General features: G+C 67.1%; 11 protein-coding genes. 5 read left to right on the top strand and 6 right to left on the bottom strand.

The window, feature by feature from the left end; translation table 11 throughout:
* Positions 1-3 precede the first annotated feature (3 nt).
* Together QX010_RS02240 and QX010_RS02235 are read left to right on the top strand one after the other, a co-directional pair.
* Positions 4-1,101 carry a tetratricopeptide repeat protein gene (locus tag QX010_RS02240; protein ID WP_316177321.1) on the top strand — a complete coding sequence of 366 codons (1,098 nt, stop codon included), beginning with the start codon at positions 4-6 and terminating at the stop codon, positions 1,099-1,101.
* A gap of 129 nt (positions 1,102-1,230) precedes the next feature.
* Complete coding sequence (locus tag QX010_RS02235) at positions 1,231-2,022, top strand: inositol monophosphatase family protein (RefSeq protein ID WP_315804776.1); 792 nt, start codon at positions 1,231-1,233, stop codon at positions 2,020-2,022.
* Positions 2,023-2,253: 231 nt separating this feature from the next.
* Here the strand turns inward: QX010_RS02235 and QX010_RS02230 are convergent, their stop codons facing one another.
* From QX010_RS02230 to QX010_RS02210, 5 genes are all read right to left on the bottom strand, one after another.
* Positions 2,254-2,847, bottom strand: a complete 594-nt coding sequence (locus tag QX010_RS02230) for a hypothetical protein (protein ID WP_316177319.1) — start codon at positions 2,845-2,847, stop codon at positions 2,254-2,256.
* Positions 2,848-3,215: 368 nt separating this feature from the next.
* Entirely contained in the window at positions 3,216-6,371 is a 3,156-nt protein-coding gene (locus QX010_RS02225) for a multidrug efflux RND transporter permease subunit (protein WP_315804774.1), read from the bottom strand.
* Positions 6,372-6,377: 6 nt separating this feature from the next.
* On the bottom strand, positions 6,378-7,574 hold the full coding sequence (locus tag QX010_RS02220) for an efflux RND transporter periplasmic adaptor subunit (RefSeq protein WP_315804844.1): 1,197 nt from the start codon (positions 7,572-7,574) through the stop codon (positions 6,378-6,380).
* Positions 7,575-7,857: 283 nt separating this feature from the next.
* Complete coding sequence (locus tag QX010_RS02215; RefSeq protein ID WP_315804773.1) at positions 7,858-8,886, bottom strand: cyclopropane-fatty-acyl-phospholipid synthase family protein; 1,029 nt, start codon at positions 8,884-8,886, stop codon at positions 7,858-7,860.
* 12 nt (positions 8,887-8,898) lie between these two features.
* Complete coding sequence (locus QX010_RS02210; protein WP_316177318.1) at positions 8,899-9,711, bottom strand: DUF1295 domain-containing protein; 813 nt, start codon at positions 9,709-9,711, stop codon at positions 8,899-8,901.
* 181 nt (positions 9,712-9,892) lie between these two features.
* On the opposite strand from QX010_RS02210, the gene QX010_RS02205 reads away from it, so the two are divergent.
* Genes QX010_RS02205 through QX010_RS02195 form a run of 3 tightly spaced genes read left to right on the top strand, consistent with a single transcriptional unit; the run spans position 9,893 to position 12,411 of the window.
* Complete coding sequence (locus QX010_RS02205) at positions 9,893-10,882, top strand: flagellar motor protein MotA (protein WP_316177317.1); 990 nt, start codon at positions 9,893-9,895, stop codon at positions 10,880-10,882.
* Between the two features lie 54 nt (positions 10,883-10,936).
* On the top strand, positions 10,937-11,965 hold the full coding sequence (locus QX010_RS02200; RefSeq protein WP_315804770.1) for a peptidoglycan -binding protein: 1,029 nt from the start codon (positions 10,937-10,939) through the stop codon (positions 11,963-11,965).
* Positions 11,962-12,411: a GNAT family N-acetyltransferase gene (locus tag QX010_RS02195; protein WP_316177316.1), complete on the top strand. Its 450-nt coding sequence runs from the start codon at positions 11,962-11,964 to the stop codon at positions 12,409-12,411. Before QX010_RS02200 ends, QX010_RS02195 begins: the two co-directional genes overlap by 4 nt.
* A 200-nt stretch (positions 12,412-12,611) precedes the next feature.
* Here the strand turns inward: QX010_RS02195 and QX010_RS02190 are convergent, their stop codons facing one another.
* Entirely contained in the window at positions 12,612-12,812 is a 201-nt protein-coding gene (locus tag QX010_RS02190; protein ID WP_006614616.1) for a hypothetical protein, read from the bottom strand.
* Positions 12,813-12,950 lie beyond the last annotated feature (138 nt).

Genomic DNA, 12,950 nt, shown 5'->3' with positions numbered 1-12,950 from the left:
CCGATGACGATCCTGCGCCTGACATGTGTCGTTGCTGCGCTCGCCATGGCGATGCCGGGCGCACGCGCGCAGATCTCGTTGACGCCGCCGGCCCTGCAGCCGGCCCCGGCGGAAAAGCCCAAGCCGGTCGAACGGCCGGCGGAGAAGGCGGCCGAGAAGGCCAAGCCGCCGGCAACGTCCGCGGCAAGGAAGCCGGCCCCCGCCCCGTCGGCCAAGCCGGCCGCTCCAGCGCCGGCCGCGACGCCACCGCCCGCCACCAATGATCCCAATGTCGACCTGGTCTACGGCGCCTATCAGCGCGGCCAGTACAAGACCGCGTTCGATCTCGCCACGCCGCGGGCGCAGGCCGGCGATCCCAAGGCCATGGCGATGCTCGGCCAGCTCTACGAAAACGCCCAGGGCATCCGCCGCGATTACGAAAAGGCGGCGATCTGGTACAAGCGGGCCGCCGAGGCCGGCGACCGCGAGGCGATGTTCGCGCTGGCGATGATGCGGCTGGCCGGGCGCGGCGGCCCTGTCGACAAGCTCGAGGCGGTCAAGCTGCTGGCCTCCGCCGCCAAGCTCGGCGAGCCCAAGGCGGCCTACAATCTCGCGCTGCTCTATCTCGACGGCCAGACCTTGCCGCAGGACCTCAGGCGCTCGGCCGAGCTGCTGCGCCTGGCTGCGGATGCCGGCAATGCCGAGGCGCAATACGCGCTGGCGACCTTCTACAAGGAAGGAACCGGCGTGCCGAAAGACCTCGAAAAGGCCGCGCAATTGCTGAAGGCGGCCGCGATCGCCGACAATATCGACGCCGAGGTCGAATACGCCATCGCGCTGTTCAACGGCACCGGCGTGCCGAAGGACCAGCCCGCGGCCATCGCGCTGCTGCGCCGGGCCGCGCGGCAGAACAGCCCGGTCGCCCAGAACCGGCTGGCGTGGGTGCTGCTGTATGGAATCGCCACCCCGATGGACAAGGTCGAGGCCTACAAATGGCACCTGGTGGCCAAGACCGCCGGCAAGGGCGATCCCAAGCTCGACGAGAAATTCGCCGACATGCCCCCCGAAGACCGCGCCAAGGGCGAACAGGCCGCCAAGCACTGGCTGGGCACCATCAAGTGATCGGCCGCTGATCCGGCCTTGACGCGGCCGCCCCGGCAGGGCACCCACAGCCAGCCATTTCACCCGCCTTCGTCCGCTTCCGGGGAAGGCGCGCACCGCGAGGTGCGGTCAGCCCAGCGCATCGAGCTCATGATCCATTCCGCCCTCATCAACGTCATGGTCAAGGCCGCGCGCCGCGCCGGCCGCAACCTCAAGCGCGATCTCGGCGAGATCGAGCACCTGCAGGTGTCGCTGAAGGGGCCGGCCAATTTCGTCTCGCGCGCCGACAAGAAGGCCGAGGAGATGCTCTACGAGGACCTTTCCAAGGCCCGCCCGGGCTACGGCTTCCTCGGCGAGGAGGGCGGCAAGCGCGAGGGCAGCGACAAGTCGCACACCTGGATCGTCGATCCGCTCGACGGCACCACCAATTTCCTGCACGGCATCCCGCAATTCGCGATCTCGATCGCGCTGCAACGCGAGGACACCGTGATCGCCGGCGTGATCTACAATCCCGCCAATGACGAGCTCTACATCGCCGAGCGCGGCAAGGGCGCGTTCCTCAACGACCAGCGGCTGCGCGTCGCCGCGCGCAAACAGCTGCATGAATGCGTCATCGCCTGCGGCCTGCCGCATATCGGCCGCGGCGATCACCAGCTGTTCCTGCGCGAGATGACCTCGCTGCAGGTCAAGGTCGCAGGGCTCCGCCGCTTCGGCGCCGCCTCGCTCGACCTCGCCTTCGTCGCCGCCGGCCGTTTCGACGCCTATTGGGAGCGCGACCTGCAGCCCTGGGACATCGCCGCCGGTATGATCCTGGTGCGCGAGGCCGGCGGCACCGTGTCCGGCATCGACGGCAAGGAGGACGCGCTGGCGACCGGGCACGTGGTGTGCGGCAACGAGGTCATCCACCGCGAGCTGGTGAAGGTGCTGAAAGCGGCGGCGTAGCTTGATTCTGCGCGGCGACGCGGTTCGCCTTCTTATGGTTTGCCACCCACTCGCCTCACATACAGTGCCGTCCCGGCCTTTAGCCGGGACCCATCACCGCCGGCGGCTCTGATTGAGCGAGATGGATCAACCAGAGTGCCTCAAACATCTCCCCGGGGTCATGGATCCCGGATGGGCGCGCGCGTGACGCGCGCTTGTCCGGGACGACACCGAGGGTGAGGCTGGCCGCGCCTAGTATCGCCGTCCGCTGGTGAAGGCCTGCGGCGTGGCACCTGGCAGCGCCGGAGAGTTGATGTCGCTGTCGACGCGATCGGACGACTGGCCGGCGTAGCTGAAGCCGAGCGACAGGCTGACATTGGAGGTCGGCTTGAACTCGACGCCGCCATTGATCGCGTAGGCCGGCGTCGAGGTCGAGCGCCCGTCGAACGTCGCGAACGGGCCGCCGAGGCCGGGATTGTATTTCAGCGTCTCGAAGCCGCCATAGAAGCTGACGCCGCTCTTGAAGGTGTAGCCGTATTGCGCGCCCTCGGTCGTGTACGACCCGAGCCCGCCGTAACGGTTGACGAGGTTCGAGCTCAGGCCGACGCCCGACAGCGCCGCCCAATTGTTCGTCACGCTGTAGCTCCGCGCGAAGAAGCCGCTGTCCCTGCCGCTCCCCGTGAAGCTTGGGTAGTCGCCGTAGGACTCGAGACTGCCGGAGTCGCTGAAGCCGACCGGCCAGCCCGGCAGCCAATATTTGACGGGACCGGATTGGGCGTGGGCGGCTGAGGCGCCGAGAGCAGCGAACACCAACGCGAGAACAGATTTGCGAGAGACCATCGACATGCCGTACCCGTCACGTGTCGTCGCAGCATACACGGACGGACCAAGAAACTCCAGTCGCGGGGATTGCAGCATCATGTCCCAGCGCCGGCGGTGCTCTCCCCTCCCCCTTGCGGGGAGGGGTCGGGGGTGGGGGTCCGCGAACTCCGAACGCCGATAAGGGAACATATCTTCGGGCGCCCACGAATGAGCAAGCGGCTTGCGTTTCTCGCTCAAGCAAATGAGCCGCGTCGTGGATGGGAGTAGATTTCATCACATTGAGCGGGACTGGTGGACCCCCACCCCCAACCCCTCCCCGCAAGGGGGAGGGGAGCGCACCGACGGCTTGGCGAGATTGCGGCTCGCTTGATCGAGCGAGGTAATTCGATCGCCTACGGCTTCGCCGGCGCCGGCGGCCCGTACACCTCGCGCCCCGCCGCGGGCTCCGTCTTCTCCCGATCGCCCGCGAGCACGCGCTGCACCGAGACGAAGAACACCGGCACCATCAGCAGCGCCAGGATCACCACCGCGATCATGCCGCCCATCACGTTGGTGCCGAGCGCCTGCTGGCTGGCGCCGCCGGCGCCCGTCGCCATCGACATCGGCAGCACGCCGCAGACGAAGGCGAGGCCGGTCATGATGATCGGGCGGAAACGCAAGGAGCAGGCTTCGATCGTCGCCGCGACCAGCGGCTTGCCGTGGGCGCGCAGATCCTTGGCGAACTCGATGATCAGGATCGCGTCCTTGGCGGCGAGGCCGATGATGGTGATCAGCGCCACCGTGAAGTACACGTCGTTCGACAGGCCGCGCAGATTGGCGGCGACGACGGCGCCGAGGATGCCGAGCGGCACGGTCAGGAGCACCGCGAGCGGGATCGTCCAGCTCTCGTAGAGCGCAGCGAGACACAGGAACACGACCAGCGCCGAGAGACCGAGCAGCAGCGGCGCCTGCGAGCCCGACAGCTTCTCCTGCAGCGACTGTCCGGTCCATTCATAGCCGAAGCCGCGCGGCAACTTGCCAGCGAGCCGCTCCATCTCCTTGAGCGCATCGCCCGAGGTGTAGCCCGGCTTGGCCTCGCCGGAGATGCGGATCGCCGGATAGTAGTTGAAGCCGGCGATCTGGGTCGGTCCCTTGGCCCATTGGATGGTCGCGAACGACGAGAACGGCACCAGCTGTCCCTTGGCGTTCTTGACGCTGTAGTTGAGGATGTCGTCCGCGTTCATGCGGCTGATGCGGTCGGCCTGCACCACGACGCGCTGCATGCGGCCGCGGTTCGGGAAGTCGTTGACGTAGGTCGAGCCGAGATTGGTCGAGATCGTGTTGTTGATGTCCTCGAAGGTGACGCCGAAGGCGCCGGCCTTCTCGCGGTCGATCATCAGATTGACCTGGGGACCCTGCGGCAGGCCTTCGATGAAGACCTTCTGCAGCACCTGGCTGGCATTGGCCTCGGCGATCAGCTGGTCGGCGGCCGCGGTCAGCGCGGCATAGCCCTTCTGGCCGCGGTCCTGCAGGCGGAAGCTGAAGCCGGAGGAGTTGCCGAGATTGTCGATCGGCGGCGGCTGCAGCGCGGTGATCTTGGCGTCGCGCAAGCCGGCGAGATCGCGGTTGATGTCGGCGACCAGCGCCGCGGCGCTGTCATGCTTGCCGCGCTCCGACCAGTCCTTCAGCGAGATGAAGGCCTGGGCGGTGTTGACGCCCTGGCCGGCATAGCTGAAGCCGGTCAGGAAGGTGACGTCCTCGATGCCCGCGCGCTTGGCGAGATACTTCTCGACCGCCTCCACCGCGGCCTGCGTCCGCGCGTAGGACGAGTCCGCCGGCGTCTGCACGTCCGTCGTGATGAAGCCCTGGTCGTCGACCGGCAGGAAGCCGCCGGGCAACTGGATGAAGGCGAAGGTCAGCCCGACCAGGAAGATCGCATAGATCAGCATCAGCCGGCCGGTGCGCTTCAGCGCGCCGCCGACCACGCCGGTGTAGCGGTTGCGGCTGTTGTCCATGAAGCGGTTGAACCAGCCGAACAGGCCTTTCTTCGCGTGACCGTGACCGGCCGTGACCGGCTTGAGCAGGGTCGCGCACAGCGCCGGCGTCAGCGACAGCGCCAGCAGCGCCGAGAAGCCGATCGCCGCCACCATGGTAACCGAGAACTGCCGGTAGATGATGCCGACCGAGCCGGGGAAGAACGCCATCGGCACGAACACCGCCATCAGCACCAGCGTGATGCCGATGATGGCGCCGGTGATCTGGCCCATCGCCTTGCGCGTCGCCTCCTTCGGCGACAGCCCCTCCTCGGTCATGATGCGCTCGACGTTCTCGACCACGACGATGGCGTCGTCGACGAGGATGCCGACCGCGAGCACCATGCCGAACATCGTCAGCATGTTGATGGAGTAGCCGACCAGCATCAAGGTGGCGCAGGTGCCGAGCAGCGCCACGGGCACCACGATGGTCGGAATGATGGTGTAGCGGATGTTCTGCAGGAACAGGAACATCACCACGAACACCAGCACGACGGCTTCGACCAGGGTCATCAGCACCCGCTTGATCGAGGCCTTCACCACCGGCGTGATGTCGTAGGGAATCTCATAGGTGATGTTGGAGGGGAAGAAGCGCGACAGCTCCTTCATCTTGGCCTCGACCGCACCAGCGGTCGCCAGCGCATTGCCGGTCGGCGACAGCAGCACCGAGAGACCGGCGGTCGGCTTGCCGTTGAGGCGGGTGTTGAACTGATAGCTGAGGCCGCCGATCTCGACGCGCGCGACGTCGCGCAGCCGCACCGTCGAGCCGTCGGGGTTGGCGCGCAGGATGATCGCGCTGAACTCGTCGGGTGAATCGAGCTGGCCCTTGACCAGCACCAGCGCCGAGGTGCGCTGCGAGGTCGTCGCGGGCTCGGCGCCGATGCTGCCGGAGGCGACCTGCGCGTTCTGGGCGCCGATCGCCTTGGTGACGTCGTCGGCGGTCAGGCCGTAGCCGATCAGCTTGGCCGGATCGAGCCAGACGCGCAGCGAGCGCTCGGTCGAATACAGCGTGGCACGGCCGACGCCGGGGATGCGCCGGATTTCGCCGAGCACGTTGCGGATCATGAAGTCGCCGAGGCCGACCTCGTCGAGGCTGCCGTCGGTCGACTGCAGGGTGATGATTTGCAGCACCGCGGCGGAGGCTTCCTCGACCAGGATGCCCTGCTGGATGACCGCGCGCGGCAGCCGCGCCTCGACACGCTTGAGGCGGTTCTGCACCTCGACCGAGGCATCGTTGGTCGACGTGCCCGGCACGAAGTTGGCGGTGATCTCGACCTGGCCGAGCGAGTCGCTGGTGGATTCGAAATTGAGGATGCCGGAGGCGCCGTTGAGCTCCTCCTCGATCAGCCGCGTTACGCTGTTGTAGAGGTTCTCGGGCGACGCGCCGGGATAGCTGGTCGAGATCGAGATCGAGGGCGGCGCGATGATCGGATATTGCGCCACCGCCAGCAGCGGGATCGCGATCGCGCCGATCAGGCAGATGAACAGCGCAACGACCCAGGCGAAGATCGGCCTGTCGATGAAGAAGCTCGGCATGGCGAATTACCGCGACGTCGACTTCGATTCGAGCTGCGTCGCGGCGCTGACCTCGGTCCAGACCTGCGGCGCGACCCTGTCGCCGGCGGCAAACTTCTGGAAGCCGTCGACCACGACCTTGTCGCCGGCGCGCAGACCGTCGGTGATCAGCACGAGGCCGTCCTGGATCGGACCGGTGCGGATCGGCCTCGCGATCGCGCGGTTGTCGTCGCGGATGACGTAGACCTCGGAGCCGCCGGCCGCATTGCGCTGCACCGCCTGCTGCGGCACGCCGACGGAGTCGCTGTCGATGCCCTGCTCGATGCGGACGCGGACATACATGCCCGGCAGCAGCTCGCGCTTGGGATTGGCGAACTCGCCGCGCAGGGTGACCTGACCAGTGGCGGCATCGACCTTGGCGTCGGAGAACAACAGCTTGCCCGGGATCGAGTACGGCGTGCCGTCGTCGAGCACGAGACGGACCTTGATCGCGTCGGGCGAGATCTGGTCGAGATCGCCGGACTCGAACGCGCGGCGCAGGCGGTTCAGCTCGCTCACAGACTGGGTGAAGTCGGCATAGATCGGGTCGAGCTGCTGGATCGTGACCAGCGAGGTCTCGTTCTGGACCGCGATGGCGCCTTCGCTGACCTGGGCCGCGCCGACGATACCGTCGATCGGCGCGCGCACGGTCGCGTAGTCGAGATTGAGCTGGGCGCGCGCGAGATCGGCCTTGCGGGCCTCGATATCGGCCGCAGCCTCGCGTTCCGACGAGATCGCCTTCTCGTTCTCGACGGCTGGCGCCGCGCGCTCCTTGAACAGCTGCGCGATGCGATTCGCCTGCTGCACGGCGCGCTCATGCACCGCTTCGGCCTTGGCCAGCGCCGCACGGCTCGACAGGATCTCGACCTCGAAGGGTCGCGGATCGATCCGATAGAGCGGATCACCCGCCTTGACCTCGCTGCCCTGACGGAACAGCCGCTCGACGACGATGCCCGAGACGCGCGGGCGCACGTCGGAGACGCGGGTCGGCGCGATGCGGCCGGGCAGCTCGCGCACGATCGCGCGCGCCTTCTGCTCGACGGTCACGATGCCGACCTCGGGGATGACGATCTGCTCATTGGCGGAGGCCTGAGCCTGGATGGGGTCGTTGCAGCCGGCCAGCAGCGGCGCGGCGGCCGCGAGCATCAATGCACTGCTGACCAGCGACGCGCGAAAACGAGACATGAGTGGAGGAGCCCCCTCGATGATGATGAAAACCAGTCGACCGGATGGCCCGGTCATGGCGCCATTCTGGCGCTCGCCTTGCGTGCAACATAGAAAACAGCTGCTGCGACGCAACGCGGAACCTGGGCGGCTTGATGTCACACGAACTACGTAGCTGATAGATTTAGCTTTTTCGCGACTCACCTGATTGTGAGCGCTTTGTGGCAACAAGTTCCGGGCAGGTTCCGCAGAGCGAAACGCGAATCCCATGACGGCGCTGCGGCATCCCGCCGCAGCGAACAAATTAGTTGGCCGGCCGCAGACGGTAATGGCTGACGCCCCATTCGCGGCCTTCGTCATGGCCGAACAGACCCGCGGTGGCGAGGAAGAACCAGCGCCAGCGGCGCATCCACAGCGTCGCGTCGTCGCCATAGACGGGCTGCAGCACCTGCAGGATGCGGTCGCGGTCGGCGTCGAAATTGGCGAGCCAGTCCCGCGCCGTGCGCTGATAATGCGCGCCGCTCCAACGCCATTCTTTCTCGACCGCGAACAGATCGTCGTACTGCCGGATCAGCCCGTGGCTCGGCATGATGCCGCCGGTGAAGAAGTGCTGCGCGATCCAATCCTCGCGATCGTTGCGGTCGAACAGGTAGGATGCGGTGCGATGGGTGAAGATGTGCATGAACAGCCGGCCATCCGGCAGGAGCCATGCCCGGACCCGCGACAGCAGCTCGCGCCAGTTCATCATGTGCTCGAACATCTCCACCGAGACGATGCGATCGAACCGCGCGTCGGGAGCGAACCCGTTCATGTCGGCGGTGACGACCCGCAAATTGAGCAGGCCGCGCGCGGCCGCCATCTCCTCGATCGCGCGGCGCTGCGAATGTGAGTTGGAGACCGCCGTGATCTTCGCACGCGGGAACTGCCGGGCCATGAACAGCGACAGCGAGCCCCAGCCGCAGCCGAGCTCCAGAATGCTCTGGCCGTCCTGCAGATCGGCATTGGCCACCGTCTGGCGCAGCGCCTCCTCCTCCGCCTCCTGCAGGGTCGAGACCGGCTCCTTGTAGAAGCAGCAGGAATATTTGCGGTTCGGCCCGAGCACGCGGGCGAAGAACGCCGCCGGCACCTCGTAGTGCTGGCTGTTCGCCGCGTCGGTATGCTCGGCGATCGGCCGCGTCGTCAGCAGGCGGGCGAACTCTGCGTCGCCCATCGCATCGGCCCCGCCGAGCCGCGCCGCCGTGCGCGCGCACAATTCGGAGATCGCCGAGCGGATGACGGCATCGGGCAGCGGCACGCGCTCGGCGGCGCCGATGATGGTCGAGATGAAGCTCATGCGGTGGCTCCGTTACTTCGCAAAGTGATTTGGCGGCAGGGGAAAGAACGCGCTGGTGCGCGCCTGGTAGGCCCGGTAGCGTTCGCCGCGCGAGCGCAGCATCTGCTGCTCCAGCGGCGGGATGCCGGTGACGTGGACCAGGATCCAGTACATGAACAGCGGCGCGAGCAGGCTGGCGAAGCCCCACGGGTGGTCGAACGACAGCGCGATGACCGGGTAGGACAGCCAGCACACCCATTCGAAGAAATAGTTGGGATGGCGCGACCAGCGCCACAGGCCGACGTCGCACACCTTGCCCTTGTTGGCGGGATCGGCACGGAACGCCTTGAGCTGAGCGTCGGCGACGCCCTCGCCGGCGATCCCTGCGAACAGCACGAGGATGCCGAGATAGTCCTGCAGCCGCAGCTCGGCGGCCGGCGCATGGGCGGCGACGAACATCGCGAACACCAGCGGGATCGAGCCCCAGGCCTGCTGCTGCAGGAACAGGAACATCTTTCGCGGTGCGGCCGCGCCCCATTGCCGGGCAAACTCCGCATAGCGCGGGTCGTCGGAGATGCCGCGGCTGCGCGCCGCAACATGGCCGCCGAGCCGCAGCGACCAGACCGCTACCAGCACCGCGACCAGCCATTGCCGCGCGTTGGGGGCGGCGCCGCCGGCGGGCCAGATCGCGCCGACAGCGCCGACCAGCCCGACGGAAAACGTCCAGATCGTGTCGACCCAGCCGGAGTTGCCGCTGCGCTGCTGCACGACCCAGGCGAGCCCCATCAGCACCGACATCGCCACGGCCATCGCCAGCAGCGCTTGCAGATATTCAACGACGGTCATGACAAAGCCAGGGCGTTCCCGCTAGATATGAGCCACGGGACTAACTACGCCGCGGGTGCCCGCCGGTTTCAGCCATAGTTCCGCGCAGGGGACGGGATTGCGCCGATCGCGGCTTTTTTCCCGCTGCTGCTGTGCCATAGTGGATTTCAGGGACCGGTCCCCGCAACGGATGTCATCGACAATGCCTCAAGGCTCCCCCTCCCGCTCCGCGATGGACGTCGAACGGACCAAGCTGTCCACGCCCCGGATCTTCCTGGTGCGGATGCTGGTCTTCCTGGTGCTGTGCGCCCTGGTCGGCGTCGTGCTCTACAAGCAGATCGTCATGGCGTTCTTCGCCAATCCCGGCCTCAACGCCCTGATCGGGGCCGTGCTGCTGATCGGCGTCATCCTGTCGTTCCGCCAGGTGGTCCGGCTCTATCCGGAAGTGTCCTGGGTCAACAATTTCCGCATCGCCGATCCCGGCCTGGCGGTGCCGCGCCACCCGGTGCTGCTGGCGCCGATGGCTGCCATCCTGGGCCGTGAGCGCTCCGGGCGGATGTCGATCTCGCAGCAGACCATGCGCCATCTGCTCGACTCGATCGCCACCCGGCTGGACGAGGCCCGCGACATCTCGCGCTACATGACCGGCCTTCTGGTGTTCCTGGGCCTGCTCGGCACGTTCTGGGGCCTGATCGAGACGGTCGGCTCGGTCGGCAAGGTGATCGAAGGGCTGAAGGTCGGCGGCGACGCCGGTGCGCTGTTCGACACGCTGAAGGGCGGCCTTGCCGCGCCGCTGGGCGGCATGGGCATCTCGTTCTCGTCCTCGCTATTCGGCCTCGCCGGCTCGCTTATCCTCGGCTTCCTCGACCTGCAATCGAGCCAGGCGCAGAACCGCTTCTATACCGACCTGGAGGACTGGCTCGCCAGCACCGTGCGGGAATATGGCGGCAGCGGCGACACCGGTGCCGACCTCTCGGTTGCCATCGAGCGGCTGCGCACCGCCATGGAAGAAGGCTCCAACCGCGGCGCCACCGCGGCGATGGCCAACCTCGCCGAGGCGATCCAGGGCCTGGTCGGGCACATGCGCACCGAGCAGCAGATGATCCGCGAATGGGCCGACGGCCAGGGCGAGCAGAACCGCGAGATCAAGCGGCTGCTGGAGCGGCTGGCGCGGCAGACGGAGAAGAGTTGAGCTGCTCCGTCGGCCGGCCCAGGCCGAACTACTAGACGAGCTAGGAGACGCTGAATGGCGCTTGCCCGTACCCGCCGCGGAGATTCCGGCCTCAACTACTGGCCGGGCTTCGTTGACGCGCTGTCGACGCTGGTGCTGTCGATCGTGTTCCTGCTGACCGTGTTCCTGGTGGTGCAGTTCTTCCTGTCGCAGGAGGTCACCGGCAAGGACAAGGCGCTGGAGCAGCTCAACGCCAAGATCGCGCAGCTCAACGAGATGCTGTCCCTGGAGAAGCTCGGCAAGCTCTCGCTGGACGACCAGGTTGCGCAGCTGCGCGCCGGGCTCGCGAACGCCGAGGCCGAGCGCGACCGCGTCAAGGGCCTCTATGACGGGCTCGCCAATGCCGGCAGCAATGCCGCCGGCCGCGCCAACGAGCTCAACCGGGCGCTCGACTCCGAGAAGCAGGTCACGGCGCGGGCGCTGGCCCAGATCGAGGTGCTCAACCAGCAGATCAGCGCACTGCGCCGCCAGCTCGCCGCGCTCGAGGATGCGCTCGATGCCTCGGAGAAGCGCGACAAGGAATCGCAGAGCCGCATCGCCGATCTCGGCTCGCGCCTCAACGTCGCGCTGGCACAGCGGGTGCAGGAGCTGACCCGGTACCGCTCGGAGTTCTTCGGCCGGCTGCGCGCCATCCTCGGCAACCGTCCCGACATCCGCGTCGTCGGCGACCGCTTCGTGTTCCAGTCGGAGGTGTTCTTCGACACCGGACAGGCCACCCTGCTGCCCGAGGGCCAGCAGGAGCTGAACTCGGTGGCGACCGCGCTGGTCGACCTCGACAAGCAGATCCCCGCTGAGATCTCCTGGGTGCTGCGGGTCGACGGCCACACCGACGTTCGTCCGATCAACAGCCCGGTGTTCAAGTCGAACTGGGAATTGTCCTCGGCGCGCGCCATCTCGGTGGTGCAATATCTGATCTCGCTCGGCGTACCGGCCCAGCGCCTGGTCGCGGCGGGCTTCGCCGAATTCCAGCCGCTCGATCCTGCGAACACCGAGGAAGCGTTCCGCCGCAACCGGCGTATCGAGCTGAAGCTGACGGAGCGGTGACGTCGAACTCCACCCTGCGCCCCTATCGCGCCGAGGACGAGGACGCGGCGATCGCGCTGTGGCAGGAGACGTGGCAGCTCGCCTATCCCGCCATCGATTTTGCCGCGCGCGTGCCGTGGTGGCGCGAGCGCTGGCGCAATGAGCTGGTGCCGAAGGCAGAGGTGATCGTCGCCGAGACGGAGGGGACGCTCGCCGGCTTCGTGACGATCGACGCAACAGGCTATCTCGATCAGCTCGTGGTCTCGCCCCAACATTGGGGCTCGCCGCTCGCCACGCAGCTGGTCGATGCCGCCAAGCGGAAATCTCCTCGAGGCATCACGCTGCTGGTCAACAAGGATAACGCTCGCGCGATCAGCTTCTACAGGCGCAACGGCTTCGTCGATGCCGGCGAGGACGTCAACCCGACCTCGGGCCGTCCCGTGCTGCGGATGGCGTGGACGCCTTAGTCGCCGCGACGGGCCGCATCACGGTCACATCAACGCTGTCGTCCCGAACGACCGGGCGCAGCAAGGGCAGATCCGGCACCCATACTCCGCAGCAGACGTTTTGAAGGACGCGGCCACGGGCATTTGCCCGTCAAATATCGGGCTGGGGTTATGGGCCCCTGCTTTCGCAGGGGCGACACCGAGTGTGGGGTGGCCAGCAACTACACGCCGCGGAACAGCACGCCGATGGTCAGCACCACGAAGGCAATCGCCAGCGCATCGAAGGCGTGCGCTGCCGACAGCAGCGGCACCGACGCGTGCATGTAGTGTGCGAGCATCGCGACAAGCGCGAGTACCAGGGCGATCGCGAAGATGACGAACGAGGGTGGGGTGAGGGCAAAACTGCCACGACGATAAGGCATGCGCGTTGCTCCTGTGCGGTTGGGCGCGCAGCAGGACGGCGCGCCATCTGTTCCGGCAGGGAACGTATAAAGCGGGAGAAAGGTTGCAGGGGCGGGAACAAGAATTCCGAGAGTGTTGCCGCTCATCCACGGTGTTGC

The organism is Bradyrhizobium sp. SZCCHNRI1009, assembly GCF_032487575.1.
Lineage (GTDB): Bacteria > Pseudomonadota > Alphaproteobacteria > Rhizobiales > Xanthobacteraceae > Bradyrhizobium.
Note: the sequence above shows the minus strand (reverse complement) of the source record. Positions and strands in the feature narration are given on the sequence as shown.

Coding starts and splice junctions, on each gene's coding strand:
- QX010_RS02240 (WP_316177321.1), top strand. CDS start 4: ATGACGATCCTGCGCCTGACATGTGTCGTTGCTGCGCTCGCCATGGCG.
- QX010_RS02235 (WP_315804776.1), top strand. CDS start 1,231: ATGATCCATTCCGCCCTCATCAACGTCATGGTCAAGGCCGCGCGCCGC.
- QX010_RS02230 (WP_316177319.1), bottom strand. CDS start 2,847: ATGTCGATGGTCTCTCGCAAATCTGTTCTCGCGTTGGTGTTCGCTGCT.
- QX010_RS02225 (WP_315804774.1), bottom strand. CDS start 6,371: ATGCCGAGCTTCTTCATCGACAGGCCGATCTTCGCCTGGGTCGTTGCG.
- QX010_RS02220 (WP_315804844.1), bottom strand. CDS start 7,574: ATGTCTCGTTTTCGCGCGTCGCTGGTCAGCAGTGCATTGATGCTCGCG.
- QX010_RS02215 (WP_315804773.1), bottom strand. CDS start 8,886: ATGAGCTTCATCTCGACCATCATCGGCGCCGCCGAGCGCGTGCCGCTG.
- QX010_RS02210 (WP_316177318.1), bottom strand. CDS start 9,711: ATGACCGTCGTTGAATATCTGCAAGCGCTGCTGGCGATGGCCGTGGCG.
- QX010_RS02205 (WP_316177317.1), top strand. CDS start 9,893: ATGCCTCAAGGCTCCCCCTCCCGCTCCGCGATGGACGTCGAACGGACC.
- QX010_RS02200 (WP_315804770.1), top strand. CDS start 10,937: ATGGCGCTTGCCCGTACCCGCCGCGGAGATTCCGGCCTCAACTACTGG.
- QX010_RS02190 (WP_006614616.1), bottom strand. CDS start 12,812: ATGCCTTATCGTCGTGGCAGTTTTGCCCTCACCCCACCCTCGTTCGTC.